Origin of the sequence: Pseudomonas moraviensis subsp. stanleyae (genome assembly GCF_036283065.1) — a bacterium.
In the GTDB taxonomy this organism is placed as follows: Bacteria; Pseudomonadota; Gammaproteobacteria; order Pseudomonadales; family Pseudomonadaceae; genus Aquipseudomonas; species Aquipseudomonas stanleyae.
On record NZ_JAADJI010000015.1, the window covers coordinates 122983 to 142558 of the forward strand.

Genomic DNA, 19576 nt, shown 5'->3' on the forward strand with positions numbered 1-19576 from the left:
TGTTCATACTCCTTTTTTATTATTGAACAGGCTTTTCGCAGGAAAGCCTTCGAGGAACGTCAGCCTGCGTCCGACGTCCATGACAGGGCACCGGCAACAGAGCGCCGAGTATATGACAGGCGCAGAAACTCTCAACAGGAGATTAGTTCGGCGCTTTTTTGCCGATTTTCGCCTAATACGGCAAACTGTCCGCCCCGAGCGCCTGCTCGGTTTTATTCACTCACGCAGAAGCCGTATGACCCGTTCCCCGTTCCGCCGTCTTGTGTTTGGCACCCTGCGCCGCCTGTTGTATCTCTGGGTTCGCTCCGAGACCATCAATCAGTCGTCGTTCACCCTCAACCTCGACCGCAGTCGTCCGGTGTTCTACGTCCTGCAAAACCCCTCGCTGACCGATCTGGCCGTGGTCGACACCGAGTGCACCAAGGCCGGCCTGCCGCGTCCGGTGCTGGCAGTGTCGGTCGGTACGCTGATCGAGCCGGCAGCTTTTTTCTACCTGACGCCGGACCCGGACTGGCTCGGTCGCCAGGACAAACGCGGTGCGCCGCCGACCCTGACCCGTCTGGTCAGCGCGCTTACGCAGAACGCGGCCGAGGACGCACAGATCATTCCGGTCAGCGTGTTCTGGGGTCAGTCGCCGGACAGCGAAAACAGCCCGTGGAAACTGTTGTTCGCCGACAGTTGGGCGGTCACCGGGCGCCTGCGCCGGCTGCTGAGCATCATCGTCCTCGGCCGCAAGACTCGCGTGCAATTTTCCGCGCCAATCCACCTGCGCGAACTGATCGATCACAACAAGGGCCACGAACGCACCGTGCGCATGGCCCAGCGAATCCTGCGCGTGCACTTCCGCAACCTGAAAGCGGCGGTGATCGGCCCGGATATTTCCCACCGACGCAATCTGGTCAAGGGCCTGCTTAACCAGCCGCTGGTCAAGCAAGCGATCCTCGACGAAGCCGAGCGGGAGAACATCTCCCCGGAAAAAGCCAAGGCCCAGGCGCTGCGTTACGGCAACGAGATTGCCTCCGACTACACTTACACTGCGATCCGTTTTCTCGAAGTGGTGCTGAGCTGGTTCTGGAACAAGATCTACGACGGCATCAAGGTCAACCACATCGAGGGCGTGCAGAACGTCGCGCAGGGTCACGAAGTGATCTACGTGCCGTGCCACCGCAGCCACATCGACTACCTGCTGCTTTCGTATCTGCTGTTCCGCAACGGTCTGACCCCGCCGCACATCGCCGCCGGCATCAACCTGAACATGCCGGTGATCGGCAGCCTGCTGCGTCGCGGCGGTGCGTTCTTCATGCGCCGCACATTCAAGGGCAATCCGCTGTACACCTCGGTGTTCAACGAGTACCTGCACACCCTGTTCACCAAAGGTTTCCCGGTCGAGTATTTCGTCGAGGGCGGGCGCTCGCGCACCGGGCGCATGCTGCAACCGAAAACCGGCATGCTCGCGATTACTCTGCGCAGTTTCCTGCGTTCGTCGCGGATGCCGATCGTGTTCGTGCCGGTGTACATCGGGTACGAGCGCGTGCTCGAAGGCCGCACCTACCTCGGCGAACTGCGCGGGGCGAGCAAGAAGAAAGAATCGATCTTCGACATCTTCAAAGTCATCGGCGCGCTGAAACAGCGCTTCGGCCAGGTCGCGGTGAACTTCGGTGAGCCGATCAAACTCGCAGAATTCCTCGACACCGAGCAACCGGACTGGCGCCAGCAGGAACTCGGCCCGCAGTTCAAACCGGCGTGGCTCAACGAAACCACCAACCGCCTCGGCGAGAAAGTCGCCCGGCATCTCAACGAAGCAGCGGCGATCAACCCGGTCAATCTGGTGGCGCTGGCCCTGCTGTCGACTACGCGTCTGGCCCTGGACGATCGGGCCATGGCACGGGTGCTGGATCTGTATCTGGCGCTGCTGCGTAAAATGCCGTATTCGCCGCACACGACCTTGCCGGAAGGCGATGGCCGGGCGCTGATCGAGCATGTGAAAGACATGGATCTGCTCGCCGAGCAGAACGATGCGTTGGGCAAGATTCTGTATCTGGACGAGCAGAACGCGGTCCTGATGACTTACTACCGCAACAACGTCCTGCACATTTTCGCCCTGCCATCGTTGCTGGCGAGTTTCTTCCAGAGCACCTCGCGCATGAGCCGCGAACAGATCCTGCGCTACACCCGTGCGCTGTATCCGTACCTGCAATCGGAGTTGTTCATCCGCTGGAGCCTGGACGAACTCGACGCGGTGATCGATCAGTGGCTGGAAGCGTTCGTCGAGCAGGGCCTGCTGCGTTTCGAGAAGGATCTATACCTGCGCCCGGCACCGAGTTCGCGGCATTTCGTGCTGCTGACGCTGCTGTCGAAGAGCATCGCGCAGACCTTGCAGCGTTTCTACATGACCGTATCGTTGCTGCTCAACAGCGGCCAGAACAGCATCAGCGCTGAAGAGCTGGAAGACCTGTGTACGGTCATGGCTCAGCGCCTGTCGATCCTCCACGGTCTGAACGCCCCAGAGTTTTTTGACAAGAGCCTGTTCCGCCATTTCATCCAGACCCTGCTCGACCTCGACGTCCTGCGCCGCGACGAAGCCGGCAAGCTCAGCTACCACGAACTGCTCGGCGAGCTGGCCGAAGGCGCGGCCAAGCGCGTGTTGCCGGCAGAAATTCGCCTGTCGATCCGCCAGGTCGCGCTGCACCGCAGTGAAGATGCGGCGGATCAGGTCACGCCACAGCCTGAGGCTTGATGCCTTACCCCTGTGGGAGCGAGCCTGCTCGCGAAGGCGGATTGTCAATCGACATTTACATTGACTGAACCAGCGCTTTCGCGAGCAGGCTCGCTCCCACATTGAAAGGAGATTCATCCATGAAAAAACTACTAACCCTCGCCGCCGCCACCCTGCTCAGCGCCTGCCAATCAACCACACCCGCCGACAAGGCCAGCCTCGACGGCGAAGTCTTCTACCTGCAACGCATCGCCCTGCCGCCGAGCGCGACCCTGAGCGTGAGCCTGCAAGATGTGTCGCTGGCCGATGCGCCGGCCGTGGTCCTCGCCCAACAAAAAGGCCCGGTCAAAGGCCAGGTGCCGCTGCCGTTTCATTTGAGCTACGATCCGGCGCAGGTCAAACCCGGCCACCGTTACTCGGTCAGCGCACGCATCGAGGTCAACGGCGAGCTGATGTTCATCACCACCGAAAACCACGCCGTGCAACTCGACGGCAACGACCCGCAACCGCTGAAAATCCGCCTCGACGCCGTTCGTTAATCCATTTTTCGCCACAAGGAAGCCGCCATGCGCCGCCCTACCCTTCGCTTCGCCGCCGTCTGTGCCGGCCTGCTGATCTCCGCCAACGCCTTGGCCCTGTCGCTCAACGACCTGTCGCAGCAAGACGCCACCGGCGGCCTCAAGGACGCCTTGACCCAAGGCGCGCAGATCGCTGTGAAACAACTCGGCACCCCGGGCGGCTTCAGCAACAACCCCGAAGTGAAAATCGAACTGCCGGGCAAACTCGGCAAAGCCGCGAGCAAAATGAAAGCCTTCGGCATGGGCGCCCAGGTCGAAGAACTGGAAACCGCCATGAACAAAGCCGCCGAATCCGCCGTAACCCAGGCCCAGCCGATCCTCGTCGACGCGGTGAAGAAAATGAGCGTGGCCGACGCCAAAGGCATCCTCAGCGGCGGCAACGATTCGGCGACCCAATACCTGAACAAATCCAGCCGCGAACAGATCCGCGCGAAATTCCTGCCCATCGTCAAGCAAGCCACCGACAAGGTCGGCGTCGCGCAGAAGTACAACTCGTTCGCCGGCCAGGCAGCGGCATTCGGCGTGGTCGATGCCAAGAGCGCCAATGTTGAAAGCTACGTCACCGAACAGGCGCTCAATGGTTTGTTCGAGATGATCGGCAAGCAGGAAGAGACGATACGTCAGAACCCGGCCGCTGCGGCGACGAGTCTGGCGAAGAAGGTGTTTGGTACGTTGTAATTTCCGAACCACAAAAAAGCCCGCTGACCTTCATCGGTTCAGCGGGCTTTTTTGCGCATCAGCTTTGTGGTTCGACCGGACCGAGGACACGATTCACCGACAGTTCAGCAAGGGAAATTCTCTGCCGCTGCCCAGTCAAAGCGGCAAGTCCAACCGATTACGAGAGCAACTTCGGCTTGGGATACCGAGTCAGGATTCGCACAAGAAACAGATCAAAAGCCCCTCACCCTAGCCCTCTCCCGGAGGGAGAGGGAACTGATCGCGTTGTTTGGGCGAGGCACGCCGACGTGTGATATCGCGCCGAACACAGATTTTGAAAAGCCCAAAAGTCGGCCCCCTCTTCCTCACTCCCGGAGGGAGACGGGACTGATCGCGTTGTTTGGGCGAGGCACGCCGACGTGTGATATCGCGTCGAACACAGATTTTGAAAAGCCCAAAAGTCGGCCCCCTCTCCCTCGGGAGAGGGCTGGGGTGAGGGGCAAATCCACCACAAAATCAAAGCCAACCGCACGCCCTTCACCACTCAAAACAATGAGCGCAAGCTCGAGTACCGCTTTTGATCTTGCCGTGCCGGCCCCATCGGCAGGCTGAGTGGAGGGATTGATCCGGGCGTGGGAGCGCAGCGACCGTTTGGCGCAGCCAAACACAGCGGGAGGAGGTGCAGCGAAGCAAACCGGAGACGCTGCGCCCGGATCGATCCCGGAGCGAAGGAACCCCGAGCCCCAGCGAGGGGCCGAACGCCGGGGCCCAGCGTTTTGGTTACTTTTGGGCGTCTGCAAAAGTGACCCGCTGTAAGAGCGGAACCGCCAGCCGCAACACCAAAAAAAACGGATATTCACCCAGAACACCCAAAGCATGGTCGGCCCGAAGGCCGCCAAGGATCAACCCTCCCGACGAACCCTGAACCAAGCCGCATACAACGCCGGCAAAAACAACAAAGTCAGCGCCGTCGCCACAATCAACCCACCCATGATCGCCACCGCCATAGGCCCGAAAAACACACTGCGCGACAACGGAATCATCGCCAGCACCGCCGCCAGCGCCGTCAACACGATCGGCCGAAAGCGTCGCACAGTCGCCTCGATAATCGCCTGCCAAGGCCTGAGCCCGGAGGCGATGTCCTGCTCGATCTGATCGACCAGAATCACCGAATTACGCATGATCATCCCGGACAACGCGATCGTCCCGAGCATAGCCACAAACCCGAACGGCTGCCGGAACACCATCAAAAACAGCGTCACCCCGATCAAGCCCAACGGCGCGGTGAGAAACACCATTGCCGTGCGCGAGAAACTACGCAGTTGCACCATCAACAAGGTCAGCACCACGACAATGAACATCGGCACCCCGGCATTCACCGACTTCTGCCCGCGCTCGGAATCCTCCACCGTGCCGCCGACATCCAGCAGATAACCATCAGGCAATTCGGCGCGAATCGGGTCAAGCGTCGGCATGATCTGCTTGACCAGCGTCGCCGGTTGCTCCTTGCCATAAATGTCCGCCCGTACGGTTACGTTCGGCAGGCGATTGCGGTGCCAGATGATGCCCTCCTCGAAGCCATATTCCAGCGTGGCAATCTGCGACAACGCCACACTGCGTCCGTTATCGGTCGGCACCGCGAGACTCGGTAACAACGACAACTCAGTGCGCTCATGCACGGTGCCGCGCAGCAGAATCTCGATCAATTCGTTGTCTTCGCGGTACTGGCTGACCGTCGAGCCGGTCAGCGAGCTCTGCAGGAATTTCGCCAGATTGGCGGTGCTCACACCCAACGCCCGAGCGCGATCCTGATCGATGTTCAGGTAGACGACTTTGCTCGGCTCTTCCCAGTCCAGATGCACATTGACCACATGCGGGTTCTCGCGAACCTTGGCCGCCACTTTGCGCGCCAGCGCTCGAACCTCTTCAATGTGTTCGCCAGTGACGCGGAACTGCACCGGATAGCCAACCGGCGGACCGTTTTCCAAACGAGTAACCCGCGAACGCAGGGCCGGGAATTGCTCGTTGAGGGTTTCGATCAACCAGCTGCGCAGCGCTTCACGCTCTTCGATGGTTTTCGCCAACACCACAAATTGGGCAAAACTCGCCGCCGGCAGTTGCTGATCCAGCGGCAAGTAGAAACGCGGCGAGCCGGTGCCGACGTAGGCGACGTAATTGTCGATGCCGGCGTGCTCCTTGAGCAGCGCCTCGAGACGTTTGACTTCGCTGGTGGTATTGGCCAGCGAAACGCCTTCGGCCAGTTTCAGATCAACCATCAACTCCAGCCGGTTCGAAGCCGGGAAGAACTGCTGCGGGACGAAACGGAACAGCATCACCGAAGCGATGAACAGGCCGACGGTCAGTACGATCACCGTCTTGCGATGCGCCACGCACCACTCCACCAGACGCCGCACGCGCTGATAAAACGGCGTGGCATAGGGGTCCGGCTGACCATCAGCAGAGCCATGTTTCGCCGCATGAATTTTCGCCAGATCCGGCAGGAGTTTTTCCCCCAGGTACGGCACGAACATCACCGCCGCCACCCATGAGGCGAGCAAGGCAATGGTCACCACCTGGAAAATCGAGCGGGTGTATTCGCCAGTGCCGGACTGCGCGGTGGCAATCGGCAGGAAACCGGCGGCGGTGATCAACGTGCCGGTGAGCATCGGGAATGCGGTGCTGGTCCAGGCATAACTCGCCGCGCGAATGCGGTCGAAGCCCTGCTCCATTTTGATCGCCATCATTTCCACGGCAATGATCGCGTCGTCCACCAACAAGCCCAGCGCCAGCACCAGCGCACCGAGGGAAATCTTGTGCAGGCCGATGCCGAGGTAATACATGCAGGCGAAGGTCATCGCCAGCACCAGCGGAATGGTCAGCGCGACGACCATGCCGGTGCGCACGCCGAGGGAGAAAAAGCTCACCAGCAAGACGATCGCCAGCGCCTCGACCAACACCTGAACGAACTCGCCGACCCCGGTTTTCACTGCGGCTGGCTGATCGGAGACCTTGCGCAACTGCATACCGGCCGGAAGGTTTTTCTGAATGCGCGAGAACTCGCCCTCCAGCGCCTTGCCCAGCACCAGAATGTCCCCGCCATCCTTCATCGCCACCGCCAGACCGATCGCATCGTCGCCCATGAAACGCATGCGCGGCGCCGGTGGGTCGCTGAAACCGCGACGCACATCGGCGATATCGGAGATGCGAAACGTACGATCGGCGACGCGGATCGGAAAGTTCTTTATCTCATCAACTGTCTGAAAATTTCCCGAGACGCGCAGCTGCAAGCGCTCGCTGCCGGTCTCGAAGAACCCCGCCGTGGACACAGCGTTCTGCTCCTCCAGCGCCTGCTGCACCGCCTCCAGCGGCAGGCCCAGCGTGGCGAGTTTGACGTTGGACAGCTCGACCCAGATCTTCTCGTCCTGCAACCCAAGCAGTTCGACCTTGCCGACATCCTTTACCCGTTGCAGCTGGATTTGGATGCGGTCGGCGTAATCCTTGAGCACGGCGTAGTCAAAACCGTCGCCGGTCAGCGCATAGATATTACCGAAGGTGGTGCCGAACTCGTCGTTGAAAAACGGCCCCTGGATTCCCGGCGGCAGGGTCTGGCGAATGTCGCCGACCTTTTTGCGCAACTGATACCAGAGATCGGGGATGTCCTTGGAGTGCATCGAATCGCGGGCAATGAAAGTGACTTGGGATTCACCGGGGCGAGAGAACGACATGATGCGTTCGTACTCGCCGGTTTCCATCAGCTTCTTTTCGATACGTTCGGTGACCTGGCGCGAGACTTCCTGCGCGGTCGCGCCGGGCCAGCGGGTCTGGATGACCATCGCCTTGAAAGTGAACGGCGGGTCCTCGCTCTGGCCCAGCTTGGTGTAGGACAACGCGCCGACAACGGCGAGCAAAAGCATCAGGAACAGTACGATCTGGCGATTACGCAACGCCCATTCGGAGAGGTTGAAGCGCATCGGGGCTTACTCCTTGTTCGCCAGATTGACCACACGATTGGAGCGATCCACCGGTCGCACCTGCTGACCGTCGAGCAGCACGTGCACGCCCGCAGCTACCACCCAGTCGCTAGCGTTCAGACCTTCGAGCACCGCTACATTTTTCTCGCCGAACGGGCCGACCCGCACCGGGGTTTTCTTCAACGTGTTGTTGCCATTGACCACCCAGACGTAGGTCGCGCCGTTCTCAGCGGTCAGCGCCGAAAGCGGAATGGACAGCGAGACACTGTCGGCCGATTGCACGAACACCCGGGCGCTCTGCCCGAGTTCAGCCGGGACTTTGCCGCTGGTAAACGAGATTCGAGCGGCGAAGGTCCGTGAGCGCGGGTCGGCGGCTGGCGACAACTCGCGGATCTGCCCGGCGAAGCGCTGATTCTGCTGCGCCCACAACTCCACGGAGACGGGCTGACCGACCTTGAAGCGGCCGAAGCTTTGCTCCGGCAGGCTGATCAACACTTCGCGCTCACCATCGGTGGCGAGAGTGAACACGGTTTGCCCGGCGGCGACCACCTGGCCGACTTCCACCGAACGCTTGGCCACCACGCCATCCTGTGGCGCACGCAGCACCGCGTAACTGGCCTGGTTGGTCGAAACGTTGAATTCAGCTTTGATTTGTTTAAGGCGGGCTTCGCCGGAGCGATATAGATTTTCCGCGTTGTCGTAGGCCGAGCGACTGACCATCTGCCGCTCCATCAGGGTTTTGTAGCGATCGCGCTCGGCGCGCACCAGGTTCAGATTGGCCTCGGCGGCGGCGACCTGCGCGCGGGTGGCCTCCAGTTGCAATCGTACGTCTTGCGGATCGAGTTCGGCCAAGGGCTGATCGGCCTTGACCCGCTGACCTTCGTCGACCAGTCGTCGGCTGACTTTGCCGCCGATGCGGAACGCCAGATCAGGCTCATAACGGGCGCGAACCTCGCCCGGATAACTTTCCATCGCCTGCGCCGAAGGCTCGGGCTGCACCACCATGGCCGGTCGCACGGTGACTTTCGTCACCTCTTCCTGACCGCACGCCGATAACAGGAACGCCAGACTGACTGGCACGGCAAAGGACAACGCATGGCGGAACATGGTGACGGACCTTTCGCGAATGAGGCTTGGAATATTTATACTGGCCGGTATGGTATTAATAGCAAACTCACCAGTCCAGTATTAAAAGCGAAGAATGTCGAACAATCTTTCAGCTCCAAACGGCCCGGGCCGCCCCAAGGATCTGGCCAAGCGCCAGGCGATCCTCGACGCGGCGAAAACCCTGTTTCTCTGTCATGGCTACGCCAACACCAGCATGGACGCGGTGGCCAGCGAGGCCGGCGTGTCCAAGCTGACGGTCTACAGCCATTTCAACGACAAGGAGACGCTGTTTTCCGCCGCCGTCGTCGCGAAATGCGAGGAGCAACTGCCGCCGCTGTTCTTCGAATTGCCGGAAAACATTCCGGTGGAAAATGTGTTGCTGAACATTGCCCGGGGCTTTCACCAACTGATCAACAGCGATGAATCAGTGAACCTACACCGGCTGATCATGGCGCTCGGCAGTCAGGATCCGAAGCTGTCGCTGATCTTCTTCGAGGCCGGCCCGGAGCGGGTGGTCAACGGCATGGAAGGTTTGCTGGCGAAGATTCATGCGTCCGGCGCGCTAAGCATCGACCAGCCACGCAATGCCGCCGAGCATTTCTTCTGCCTGATCAAGGGCGCGGGGAATTTTCGTTTGTTGTATGGCTGCGGCGAGCCGCTGACGGGTGAGGCAGCGGAACGGCATGTGCGCGAGGTGGTGGGGTTGTTTATGAGGGCCTATGGGAGAGAGGCAGCTGCGAGCTTCTAGCTGCAAGCTGCAAGAAAAAGCAAAAGCAAAAGCAAAAGCAAAAGCAGTGACTTGGCTCTGGCTTGTAGCTTGCAGCTTGCAGCTTGTAGCTTGTAGCTTGTAGCTTGCAGCTTGCAGCTTGCAGCTGCTTCTAGGGCTTCAGCGCTTTCTTTGGATAAATGTCATACCGGCTCGATTTGCCATCCAGCGCATGGCTCGGTTTCGGCCCTTCGATGCACGGTGCCTTGCGCGGGCGTTTGACGACGACCCGGTGCGTGGCCAGCGCCAGTGCCGCTTCAAGCAAGGCCGGTGCGTCCGGATCATCGCCGACCAGCGGGCGGAACAGGCGCATCTCTTTTTTCACCAGCGCGGTTTTCTCACGGTGCGGGAACATCGGATCGAGATAGATCACCTGCGGCGGCTCGCCTTGCCAATTTTGCATGACCTCAATGGAGTTGCCCTTGAGCAATTTCATCCGCGCCACGATCGGCGCTACGTCAAAATCCTCCGCCGCCCTCGCCAGACCATCCTCGAGCAATGCACCGATCAACGGCTGACGCTCGATCAGGCTCATTTCACAACCGAGACTGGCCAGCACGAACGCATCCTTGCCCAGCCCCGCCGTCGCGTCGAGCACGCGCGGGCGCACGCCTTGGGCGATGCCGACGGCCTTGGCGATCATCTGCCCGCTGCCGCCGCCATACAAACGCCGATGCGCCGCGCCGCCCTCGACAAAGTCGACCCGCACCGGTCCCGGCGCGTCCGGGCCGAGCTGCTGCAACTGCAAACCCTGCTCGCCGACCTGCAAGGCGAACTCGCCGTCGGCCTCGCCGAGTGGCAGACCGAGACGTTCGGCCCAGTGCTCGGCTTGCGCTTGAAACGCCGGGACCAAGGCCTGGACATGGATGCGGCAGGCCGCGGGTGACTCGATCATGAAAAAACGCTCAAAAAAGTTAAGGATCGACAAAAACCGCCGATAAACCATTCAACGCGCATTTTGCCAGAGCTGAGCGTCAACCGAAAAAAATGTCAGGCATTCTTCCCACATCGATTGGCTACGTTTCGCCCCATGGCGACTTCAGCCGTCATAACACTCAAGCACTGAGCGGCGTCAGTCACCTGTGGCAGGATTTCTTTGCCCAGGCCCTGGCCGAACAGACGAGTGAAGTGGTGCCTGCCTGTGGCACGTTTCCACCGGTTGACCTGAACAGCCCGGAAGAACCGACCGTTGGCAGCGAGTTGCACGCCCATATCGTCAGCCAGCGTGAGTGCGACGTGGTAGAAACCCAGGTTCGTCCACCAGAGCCACTGTTCCTGCCGATCGCCGAGTTTGAAATGGAGCTGCTGGACAAGCCGTTCCCACCGTTCCCGCCTGAAGAACTCAAGGCTCAGCAAGAGCAACAGGATTTCGACAGCAGCTGGGTACGTCCGATCGTGATCAACAATGGCCAGCCACTGCCGGAGCCAGGCCCGGCGCCGCAGAAACGTGCGCTGTACCTGCCGATCGCCGAGTTCGACCTGGACTTGCTGCAGAAGCCTTACCCGCCGTTCCCGCCGGAAGAGATCGTCGAGCAGCAGAAAGCCCTGGACTTCGATAACGGCTGGGCTCGGCCGATCGTTCTGCAGAACCTGCGTCTCGCCGCCTGACTCTCAGCGACACACGCTCCAGCGCCCGACATCGACATGAAAGTGATTGCGATGAGCGGCGTTGTAATCCGGACTCAACACCACACTGAATGACTTACAGGCGCCGTCACGCAGCTGACGCAGAAATTGTGCGTCCTGATTCTGTTTTGGCCAGTCCTTGAGTACGCTGATCGTGCGTCCGTCAGCGAGGCGGAAGCCGGCGATGTCCAGCGCGTCGGCACTGGCGTGTCGACTGAGCGCGCCGCTCTCACGGTTGTAGACATTGCGACAGGCAAAGCTGCCGAGATGGTCGACCCGCGTGATCTTCTGGCCGTAAACCGATTGCGCCGCCGGTTGCAGGGTGTGGTGTTCGAACATGGCGTACGAAACCGCGAGGGGGCAACTGGCGATGAAACTGCTGCTCAGCGCCACTTCACCGCCCTGCACACGCAGAGCGCCGATCAGCGGGCACTTGGCACCGGGGCTGTCGGCCTGGCGGCTGACGCGCAGATCCGAGCTGCCCAGCACCTGTGCGCACAACTCAGGATCGCTGCGCAGGCGCATGAGTTTGTAACCGGTCAGCCAATTGGGCGCGGCTTTTACGTCCAGCGGTGCCCACGGATTCCACTGCGGCGGCACGTCCAGCCAACCGCGCCAGACACTGACCGCCGCACCGCCGATCGCCAGCAACACCAACCAGAACAGCCAGCGCCCCATGCTCAGTCCTTGAAGAACTGATTGGCCTTGGCGTACGGCATCGACTGCGATGTGAAGCCAAAGGTGCCGGACTGCTGGATTTCTTCAGCAGCGCGGAAGAACTCGCCGAACGCCGCCAGTGCCAGTGCCGAGCCGGTACTGATGCGCCGTACGCCCATTTCCTCAAGCTGTTGCACGGTCAGTTTCAAACCGCCAGACATCAACACATTGACCGGTTTCGGCGCCACGGCCTGCACCACTGCGCGCACTTCTTCGGCGCTGCGCAAACCTGGCGCATAGAGCACGTCGGCACCCGCTTCGGCAAATGCCTGCAAGCGGCGAATGGTGTCATCGAGGTCTGGGTTACCGTGCAGATAGTTTTCCGCGCGAGCGGTGAGGACAAAGGGAAACGGCAGCGTGCGCACCGCCGCAACGGCGGCTTCAATGCGCGCCACGGCGTGTTCGAAGCAATAGATCGGCGCGCCCGGACGCCCCGTGGCATCTTCGATCGAACCGCCCACCGCGCCCGCCTCGGCTGCGCGTAAAAGACTCTGTGCGGATTCACCCGGGTCATCGGCAAAACCGTTTTCCAGATCCACCGCCACCGGCAGATCCGTCGCTGCGACAATCGCGCGGACGTTGGCCAGGGTCTCGTCGAGACTCAACGCGCCATCGGCCTTGCCCTGGGAAAACGCGTAACCGGCGCTGGTGGTGGCCAAGGCCTGATAACCCAGACTGACAAGCATCTTCGCCGAGCCGGCGTCCCACGGATTGGGTATCACAAAGATCCCCTGCTGATCATGCAGGGCCTTGAAGGCTTGGGCTTTACGCAGTTGCGCTGGACTGGCTTGGACGTTCATCGACGGGCTCCCGGGCAGAAAAAACCCGCCTCAGAGCAAGCCAAGCTGCTCGGCGGCGGGTTCTCTGTATAGCTCAGGCAGCGCGGGCAAGCCAGGCAAACGTTGCATCAGCTGAGCGTGAAAACGTTGCGCCAGTTTCGCTGCCAACAGGTTGTCGGCGGTGTGCAGGAAGATGTACGGCGTGCGGCCCTCTTCGATCCATTCAGCAATCTTCGCCACCCACGGCACGAGAAACGCATCGTTGGCCTCAAGCTCGGGATGGCCGATGAAGCGCACCTGTGGAACCTGCGTGAACGCTGCCGGGCGCGTCGGCACTCGCGGCTTCTTCGATTGCGCGTGGATCACAGAAGACTCGGTCGACAAGCAACTGAACAACGCACGCGGATCGAGGCAGATGCGCTCGACACCGCGATCCAGAAGCAGACGATTGAGCAGGCGTTCGCTCTCGCCTTTGGCGAAGAATTGTTCATTGCGAACTTCCACTGCGAGCGGGCAATCCAGCGCGTCGATAAATGCCACCAATTCCGGCAGACGCTGCGGCGTGAAGCTTTTCGACAGTTGCAGCCACAACGGCGAAACACGCTCACCGAGGGGTTTGAGTAGTTGCAGGAAGGTTTCGGCAGCGGTCAGTTGCTCGCGCAGATCGCCACTGTGGCTGATGTCGCCGGGAAATTTGGCGGTGAAGCGAAAGTGCGCTGGCATGATCTCGGCCCAGCGCTGCACCGTGGCTGGCGACGGGCTGGCGTAGAAGGTGGTGTTGCCTTCGACGGCGTTGAACACCTGGCAGTAAAGCGCGAGAAAATCGGAGCTCTTTGCGTCTACCGGATACAGATACTCGCGCCAGGCATTTTCGCTCCAGGACGGGCATCCGAGGTAGTAAGGCAGATCCATCAGATATACAGATCGAGGCCCAGCACGTCCGCGTCCCAATCGACAAAACCGGCAGTACTCAGGTAGCTGGCCAGAGCCATGGCTACGCTTTTCTTCATCGCGCGGTGGTAAATCATGTCTTGCTGACGGGCCGGCAGGTTGCTCAGGCGTTGCGCAGCGGCTTGCGCGGCACGAGCAGCGAGTTGCTCCTCGCTCGGAAATTCCAGCTCGCCGTCGATGATGTCGACGGACTCATCCAGCGCCGCATTGCCTTTGCGCGGCTTGCGCTTGATGGGGTAGGACTGAGTGGAAACGCCGTCTATACGCATAATGTCATGCTCGGTATCGATGATGGCAATTTAGCGGCACTTGACCGACTTAGCAAACTGCCGAGTGATAACTAGAACACAGAAAGCGCAAAAGGTTTTAAGCGAGGGGCAGAAACTGACGATTGGCGATATTTGTATGTGACCAGCGAACCTGTGGGAGCGAGCCTGCTCGCGAAGAGTCCGGCACATTCAGCACATGCATTGACTGACCAGAAGCCTTCGCGAGCAGGCTCGCTCCCACAGGAGAAAGTGTCGTGTCAGCGGGCTTTCGGGGTGGCGACTTTATCGCGCAGGTAGACGGGTTGTGCGTCGTCCGCCGGGATCGTTTCGCCACGTTCCCAGGCGAAACGCGCCAGGGTCAGCAGGTCTTCGGCGTGGGGCAGCATGCCAGCGTCGGAGCCGGTCAGATTGACCGCAATGCGCTCACCATAACCCCAACCGGTTCCGGCACCGAACCAGTCGCCGCTGGCATCGGCCGGCAACGCAGCCACTTCCGGCGGCAGCACCGCTTCGGCGCCAACCAGACGCATCTCCCCCGCCGTCTCGCGATAGCAGCCCCAATACACTTCATCCATCCGCGCATCGATGGCGGCCGCCACCTGGCTGACGCCCTGCTCACGCAAGGCACGCTGCGCCAGCACGGCAAGGTTGGACACCGGCAACACCGGACGATCCAGAGCAAAGGCCAAACCCTGCACTACGCCGATGGCAATGCGCACACCGGTAAACGCGCCCGGACCACGGCCGAAGGCGATGGCGTCGACCGCTTGCAGCGTGGTGCCCGCATCGGCGAGCAATTGCTGGATCATCGGCAGCAGCTTCTGCGCGTGCAAACGCGGGATCACCTCGTAATGGCTCGTGACCTTGCCGTCATGCAGCAAGGCAACGGAGCAAGCTTCAGTCGCGGTGTCCAGGGCCAGCAAGGTGCTCATCGATGTTTCCAAAACAGGGGTGGGAAAAAAGTGCGTCAGTATAAACAACTACGGCCCGCAAGCGGGCCGTGGATGATGCGCCGGTGCAGACTTTTCAGCTCAGCGCGGCCAGTACCTTGGCGGTGATCGCATCGACCGAACCCACGCCCGGAATGTGGCTGTACTTCGGCTTGCCACCATTAGCGGCAGACAGCTTCTGATAGAACTCCACCAGCGGCTTGGTCTGCGAATGGTAGACCGACAGGCGATGACGCACGGTTTCTTCGGTGTCGTCCTTGCGCTGTACCAGCTCTTCGCCGGTGATGTCGTCCTTGCCTGCCAGTTTCGGCGGGTTGTAGACGATGTGGTAAACGCGTCCGCTGGCTTCGTGAACACGGCGACCGGCGATGCGCTGGACGATTTCTTCGTCTTCAACAGCGATTTCCACCACGGCATCCAGCTCGACACCGGCAGTGACCAGTGCTTCAGCCTGCGGAATGGTGCGCGGGAAGCCGTCGAACAGGAAACCATTGGCGCAATCAGGTTGAGCGATGCGGTCCTTGACCAGCGCAATGATCAGGTCATCCGACACCAGGCCGCCGGCATCCATGATGCTCTTGGCTTGCACGCCCAGCGGAGTGCCAGCCTTGACCGCAGCACGCAGCATGTCGCCGGTGGAGATTTGCGGAATGCCGAATTTCTCGGTGATGAACTTTGCCTGAGTACCTTTACCGGCCCCGGGAGCTCCCAGCAGAATGACGCGCATCGATGTGCTCCTCAATTTTTTATATAAAAGCTTTACAAAACAAAGGATTCGCTCGTAACCGGCGGATCCTGAAAATACGGGTCGTGGCCGCACAAACGGCCAAAGGCTGATCAAGATACACAGCAGGCTGCGCCCACACAAGACGCCAAAAGTCGGAGAAACCGACGCCCGCCGTGACCTCGCGACGCGGTAACCCAAGTCGCAACCCCAACATTAACTGTCGCCTCGCGGCACTTTCCTACAGCACAAGTGGCGGCATCCGCCCCTCATCGCGGATGCCGCCTGACGTGCTCAGCAACCTTAGCCGGTATTGCGCAATCCGGCGGCAATCCCCGCCACAGACACCAGCAGCGCCTGTTCCACCGGGCTGCCCTGCTCGACATCCTGCTGCCGCGAACGCGCCAAGAGTTCGGCCTGCAATAGATGCAGCGGGTCGAGATAGGTATTGCGCAAGCGGATGAATTCGAGGGTGTCCGGGCTGTGCGCCAGCAGCTGCGACTGCCCGGTCAGACCGAGCACCACTGCGCACGCCTGCGACAATAGGTCGCGTAACTGCGCGCCCAACGGCAGCAGATCAGCCTCGACCAGACGCTCGTCGTAGGACTGCGCGATATCCGCGTCTGCCTTGGCCAGAACCATTTCGAGCATATCGATGCGGGTGCGGAAGAACGGCCACTGCTCGCGCATCTGCCCGAGCAACTCGCCTTCGCCGCGCTCCAGCGCCTTGCTCAGCGCTGTCTCCCAACCCAGCCACGCCGGCAGCATCAGCCGCGTCTGGGTCCAGCCGAAGATCCACGGGATCGCCCGCAGGCTTTCGATGCCGCCGGCACGGCGCTTGGCCGGACGACTGCCGAGCGGCAAACGTCCCAACTCTTGTTCCGGGGTCGACTGGCGGAAGTACTCAACGAATTGCGGATTTTCCCGCACCACCTGACGGTAAGCGCTGACGCCGTCCGCCGCCAATTCGTCCATCAGGTGCCGCCATTCAGGCGTCGGCGGCGGCGGTGGCAGCAAGGTTGCCTCAAGCACGGCGGCCAGATACAGATTGAGGTTTTGCTCGGCGATGTCCGGCAGGCCGAATTTGAAACGAATCATTTCGCCCTGCTCAGTAGTACGGAAACGCCCCGCCACCGAACCCGGCGGCTGCGACAGAATCGCCGCGTGCGCCGGACCGCCGCCACGGCCCACGGTGCCGCCGCGACCGTGGAACAGCAGCAGTTCGACTTGCTGCTCACGGCAGATTTCCACCAGCCGCTCCTGCGCGCGATATTGCGCCCACGCCGCAGCAGTGGTGCCCGCATCCTTGGCCGAGTCGGAATAGCCGATCATCACTTCCTGCGGGCCGTGCAGGCGCGCGCGGTAACCCGGCAGCAGCAACAGACGCTCCATCACCGGCCCGGCGTTGTCGAGGTCGGCGAGGGTTTCGAACAGCGGCACCACGCGCATCGGCCGCAGCACGCCGGATTCCTTGAGCAGCAGTTGCACGGCGAGCACGTCGGAAGCGGCGCCAGCCATGGAGATCACGTAGGAGCCCAGCGACGCAGCGGGGGCGGCGGCGATTTCCTTACAAGTGTTGAGCACTTCAGCGGTGTCCGCCGACGGTTTGAAATGCGCGGGCAGTAATGGGCGGCGATTGCTCAGTTCCTCGGTGAGGAAGTTGATGCGCTGTTCTTCGTCCCAATCCTCATAGCGGCCGAGGCCGAGGTAATCGGTGATTTCCGTCATCGCCGAACTGTGCCGCGTCGAATCCTGACGCACATCGAGGCGCACCAGGAACAGGCCGAACGTCACCGCCCGACGCAGGCAATCGAGCAACGGCCCGTCGGCGATAACGCCCATGCCGCATTCGTGCAGCGAGTTGAAACATAGCTGCAACGGTTCGAGCAGCTCGCGGTTGTCGTGCAGCACATCGGCGCTGGCCGGGGATGGTGCGGTCAATGCAGCGTGCGCCCAGTTGCGTGTGGCGCGCAGGCGTTCGCGCAATTGCTTGAGCACCGCGCGATAGGGTTCGGCGCTGTCGCCAGCCTTGGCCTTGAGCGCGTCGCTGGCCTGTTGCATCGACAGCTCGGCAGCAAGATGATCGACATCGCGCAGGTACAAATCAGCGGCCATCCAGCGCGCCAGGAGTAAAACTTCGCGGGTTACGGCAGCGGTGACATTGGGGTTGCCGTCACGGTCGCCACCCATCCACGAGGCGAAGCGGATCGGCGCGGCTTCCAACGGCAAGCGCAGGCCCGTCGCGGCGAACAGCGCCTGATCGGCCTTGCGCATGTGGTTGGGGATCGCCTGCCACAACGAGTGCTCGATCACCGCAAAGCCCCACTTGGCTTCATCGACCGGAGTCGGTCGGGTGCGGCGGATTTCTTCGGTGTGCCAGGCTTCGGCGATCAGCCGCTGCAGTTTGCTCTGGATCTGCTCGCGCTCGGCGCTGGTCAGGTCACGATGATCCTGTGCGGCCAGTTGCGCGGCGATCGCGTCGTACTTCTGGATCAGGGTGCGCCGTGCCACTTCGGTCGGGTGCGCGGTCAGCACCAATTCGATTTCCAGTCGCGCCAGTTGCCGGGCCAGGGATTCGGCGCTGTGACCTTCGCTGCGCAGGCGCGCGAGCAGCTCCGGCAATACCCGCGACTCGAACGGCGCCGGTTGCGACTCCTCGCGGCGATGGATCAACTGATATTGCTCGGCGATGTTGGCCAGATTGAGGAACTGGTTGAAGGCCCGGGCGACGGGGAGCAATTCGTCTTCGCTCAATTGATTGAGGCTGGCGCTCAGTTCGGCGTCCATCGAGCCGCGCCGGTCGGCCTTGGCGCCTTTGCGAATCTGCTCGATCTTGTCGAGGAACCCCTCGCCGTACTGGTCTCGAATGGTGTTGCCCAACAGCTCTCCGAGCAGGTGAACGTCTTCGCGCAAGCGTGCATCAATATCGGTCATCAGCAGTTCTCCAGCGGTAATCGGGGACAGCGCAGAAACGAATGCTTTGCCAGAGAGTGCCGCTCTGCGCCGCTTCTTACAAGCAGGTGACGAACTGACTTAAACCTTGCGCGTGAAAGCCAGTCTCAACAGTAAGCCGTACGACGGCTCGCCGCCGGCGCTGCCGGACACTCACCCAGGCCTGCCAGCGGCAGGCTGCGAAATGAGGTCATCATGAAAATTCGTGAACTCGCCCAGCATTGGGAAGAAAACGCCAAAGGTCGCCTGACCGACACCGGCTACACGATTCATCTGGACGTCGAAGCCGCCGCGCGCCTGGCGGCGATTGCCGAGATGTATCCCAAGCGTCATCCCGAAGAATTGCTCGGCGAACTGATCGGCGCCGCGCTTGAGGAGTTCGAGGCGAGCCTGCCGTATATAAAGGGTTCGACGGTGGTGGCGACGGATGAGGAAGGCGATCCGTTGTACGAAGATATCGGCCCGACGCCGCGTTTCCTGGCGTTGTCGCGGCGCCATTTGCATGATTTGTCCTCGGCTGAGAACAAGCAGAAGCACTGACCCGACACACATCACAAATGTGGGAGCGAGCCTGCTCGCGAATGCGGATTTTCATCCAACATTTGCGCTGACTGACACATCGCATTCGCGAGCAAGCTCGCTCCCACATGGGTCATATTCCAAATTGCAGATTGGTTTATCAGCGGACAAATTACACCCGCGCGTACCGCTCCGAACTGCCAAAGTTCCCGTCCCAGAGCCTTGTCCAAACGGTCAATTTAATTTTTGGCGATAGGCCATCTTTTCTGAACTTTTCAAAAATGCCGCCGGTCG

General features: G+C 61.0%; 16 protein-coding genes. 6 read left to right on the forward strand and 10 right to left on the reverse strand.

The window, feature by feature from the left end:
• Positions 1-235: 235 nt before the first annotated feature.
• The 3 genes from plsB to GXB78_RS25440 all read left to right on the forward strand — a co-directional run bounded on the left by plsB (position 236) and on the right by GXB78_RS25440 (position 3972).
• Entirely contained in the window at positions 236-2737 is a 2502-nt protein-coding gene (plsB, locus tag GXB78_RS25430) for a glycerol-3-phosphate 1-O-acyltransferase PlsB (RefSeq protein ID WP_329517481.1), read from the forward strand.
• Between the two features lie 119 nt (positions 2738-2856).
• Positions 2857-3255: a YbaY family lipoprotein gene (locus GXB78_RS25435; protein WP_329517482.1), complete on the forward strand. Its 399-nt coding sequence runs from the start codon at positions 2857-2859 to the stop codon at positions 3253-3255.
• 27 nt (positions 3256-3282) lie between these two features.
• Positions 3283-3972: a DUF4197 domain-containing protein gene (locus GXB78_RS25440; RefSeq protein WP_042606965.1), complete on the forward strand. Its 690-nt coding sequence runs from the start codon at positions 3283-3285 to the stop codon at positions 3970-3972.
• An 881-nt stretch (positions 3973-4853) separates the two neighbouring features.
• On the opposite strand, the gene GXB78_RS25445 is transcribed toward GXB78_RS25440, so the two are convergent.
• Together GXB78_RS25445 and GXB78_RS25450 are read right to left on the reverse strand one after the other, a co-directional pair.
• Complete coding sequence (locus GXB78_RS25445; RefSeq protein ID WP_329517483.1) at positions 4854-7922, reverse strand: efflux RND transporter permease subunit; 3069 nt, start codon at positions 7920-7922, stop codon at positions 4854-4856.
• Positions 7923-7928: 6 nt separating this feature from the next.
• On the reverse strand, positions 7929-9029 hold the full coding sequence (locus GXB78_RS25450) for an efflux RND transporter periplasmic adaptor subunit (RefSeq protein WP_329517484.1): 1101 nt from the start codon (positions 9027-9029) through the stop codon (positions 7929-7931).
• A gap of 94 nt (positions 9030-9123) precedes the next feature.
• Between GXB78_RS25450 and GXB78_RS25455 the strand changes: the two genes are divergently transcribed.
• A complete protein-coding gene (locus GXB78_RS25455; protein WP_329517485.1) occupies positions 9124-9777 on the forward strand; it encodes a TetR/AcrR family transcriptional regulator in 654 nt (217 codons plus the stop codon).
• Positions 9778-9907: 130 nt separating this feature from the next.
• On the opposite strand, the gene GXB78_RS25460 is transcribed toward GXB78_RS25455, so the two are convergent.
• A complete protein-coding gene (locus GXB78_RS25460) occupies positions 9908-10690 on the reverse strand; it encodes a class I SAM-dependent methyltransferase (protein WP_408005158.1) in 783 nt (260 codons plus the stop codon).
• Positions 10691-10782: 92 nt separating this feature from the next.
• Between GXB78_RS25460 and GXB78_RS25465 the strand changes: the two genes are divergently transcribed.
• A complete protein-coding gene (locus GXB78_RS25465) occupies positions 10783-11403 on the forward strand; it encodes an energy transducer TonB (RefSeq protein ID WP_329517486.1) in 621 nt (206 codons plus the stop codon).
• 3 nt (positions 11404-11406) lie between these two features.
• Here GXB78_RS25465 and GXB78_RS25470 read toward each other — a convergent pair whose 3' ends face one another.
• The 7 genes from GXB78_RS25470 to ppc form a co-directional block, all read right to left on the reverse strand.
• The gene (locus tag GXB78_RS25470) at positions 11407-12099 is read right to left on the reverse strand and encodes an extensin-like domain-containing protein (RefSeq protein WP_329517487.1); all 693 of its coding nucleotides are present in this window, start codon (positions 12097-12099) and stop codon (positions 11407-11409) included.
• Between the two features lie 2 nt (positions 12100-12101).
• Positions 12102-12938, reverse strand: coding sequence for an isocitrate lyase/PEP mutase family protein (locus GXB78_RS25475; protein ID WP_329517488.1), 837 nt, complete (start codon positions 12936-12938; stop codon positions 12102-12104).
• A 30-nt stretch (positions 12939-12968) separates the two neighbouring features.
• Positions 12969-13829: a DUF72 domain-containing protein gene (locus GXB78_RS25480; protein WP_329517489.1), complete on the reverse strand. Its 861-nt coding sequence runs from the start codon at positions 13827-13829 to the stop codon at positions 12969-12971.
• On the reverse strand, positions 13829-14137 hold the full coding sequence (locus GXB78_RS25485) for a hypothetical protein (protein ID WP_186533202.1): 309 nt from the start codon (positions 14135-14137) through the stop codon (positions 13829-13831). Before GXB78_RS25485 ends, GXB78_RS25480 begins: the two co-directional genes overlap by 1 nt.
• 257 nt (positions 14138-14394) lie before the next feature.
• On the reverse strand, positions 14395-15069 hold the full coding sequence (gene tsaB, locus GXB78_RS25490; RefSeq protein ID WP_329517490.1) for a tRNA (adenosine(37)-N6)-threonylcarbamoyltransferase complex dimerization subunit type 1 TsaB: 675 nt from the start codon (positions 15067-15069) through the stop codon (positions 14395-14397).
• 94 nt (positions 15070-15163) lie between these two features.
• Positions 15164-15814 (reverse strand): adenylate kinase, encoded by a 651-nt coding sequence (gene adk, locus GXB78_RS25495; protein ID WP_217864255.1) that lies wholly within the window; start codon positions 15812-15814, stop codon positions 15164-15166.
• 300 nt (positions 15815-16114) lie between these two features.
• The gene (ppc, locus tag GXB78_RS25500; RefSeq protein WP_329517491.1) at positions 16115-18745 is read right to left on the reverse strand and encodes a phosphoenolpyruvate carboxylase; all 2631 of its coding nucleotides are present in this window, start codon (positions 18743-18745) and stop codon (positions 16115-16117) included.
• 213 nt (positions 18746-18958) lie between these two features.
• Here ppc and GXB78_RS25505 point away from each other — a divergent pair, with 213 nt between their 5' ends.
• On the forward strand, positions 18959-19303 hold the full coding sequence (locus GXB78_RS25505) for a pilin assembly protein (protein ID WP_329517492.1): 345 nt from the start codon (positions 18959-18961) through the stop codon (positions 19301-19303).
• Positions 19304-19576: the final 273 nt, after the last annotated feature.

Coding starts and splice junctions, on each gene's coding strand:
- GXB78_RS25505 (WP_329517492.1), top strand. CDS start 18,959: ATGAAAATTCGTGAACTCGCCCAGCATTGGGAAGAAAACGCCAAAGGT.
- adk (WP_217864255.1), bottom strand. CDS start 15,814: ATGCGCGTCATTCTGCTGGGAGCTCCCGGGGCCGGTAAAGGTACTCAG.
- GXB78_RS25485 (WP_186533202.1), bottom strand. CDS start 14,137: ATGCGTATAGACGGCGTTTCCACTCAGTCCTACCCCATCAAGCGCAAG.
- tsaB (WP_329517490.1), bottom strand. CDS start 15,069: ATGAGCACCTTGCTGGCCCTGGACACCGCGACTGAAGCTTGCTCCGTT.
- GXB78_RS25445 (WP_329517483.1), bottom strand. CDS start 7,922: ATGCGCTTCAACCTCTCCGAATGGGCGTTGCGTAATCGCCAGATCGTA.
- ppc (WP_329517491.1), bottom strand. CDS start 18,745: ATGACCGATATTGATGCACGCTTGCGCGAAGACGTTCACCTGCTCGGA.
- GXB78_RS25460 (WP_408005158.1), bottom strand. CDS start 10,690: ATGATCGAGTCACCCGCGGCCTGCCGCATCCATGTCCAGGCCTTGGTC.
- GXB78_RS25435 (WP_329517482.1), top strand. CDS start 2,857: ATGAAAAAACTACTAACCCTCGCCGCCGCCACCCTGCTCAGCGCCTGC.
- GXB78_RS25450 (WP_329517484.1), bottom strand. CDS start 9,029: ATGTTCCGCCATGCGTTGTCCTTTGCCGTGCCAGTCAGTCTGGCGTTC.
- GXB78_RS25455 (WP_329517485.1), top strand. CDS start 9,124: ATGTCGAACAATCTTTCAGCTCCAAACGGCCCGGGCCGCCCCAAGGAT.
- GXB78_RS25440 (WP_042606965.1), top strand. CDS start 3,283: ATGCGCCGCCCTACCCTTCGCTTCGCCGCCGTCTGTGCCGGCCTGCTG.
- GXB78_RS25480 (WP_329517489.1), bottom strand. CDS start 13,829: ATGGATCTGCCTTACTACCTCGGATGCCCGTCCTGGAGCGAAAATGCC.
- plsB (WP_329517481.1), top strand. CDS start 236: ATGACCCGTTCCCCGTTCCGCCGTCTTGTGTTTGGCACCCTGCGCCGC.
- GXB78_RS25465 (WP_329517486.1), top strand. CDS start 10,783: ATGTCAGGCATTCTTCCCACATCGATTGGCTACGTTTCGCCCCATGGC.
- GXB78_RS25470 (WP_329517487.1), bottom strand. CDS start 12,099: ATGGGGCGCTGGCTGTTCTGGTTGGTGTTGCTGGCGATCGGCGGTGCG.
- GXB78_RS25475 (WP_329517488.1), bottom strand. CDS start 12,938: ATGAACGTCCAAGCCAGTCCAGCGCAACTGCGTAAAGCCCAAGCCTTC.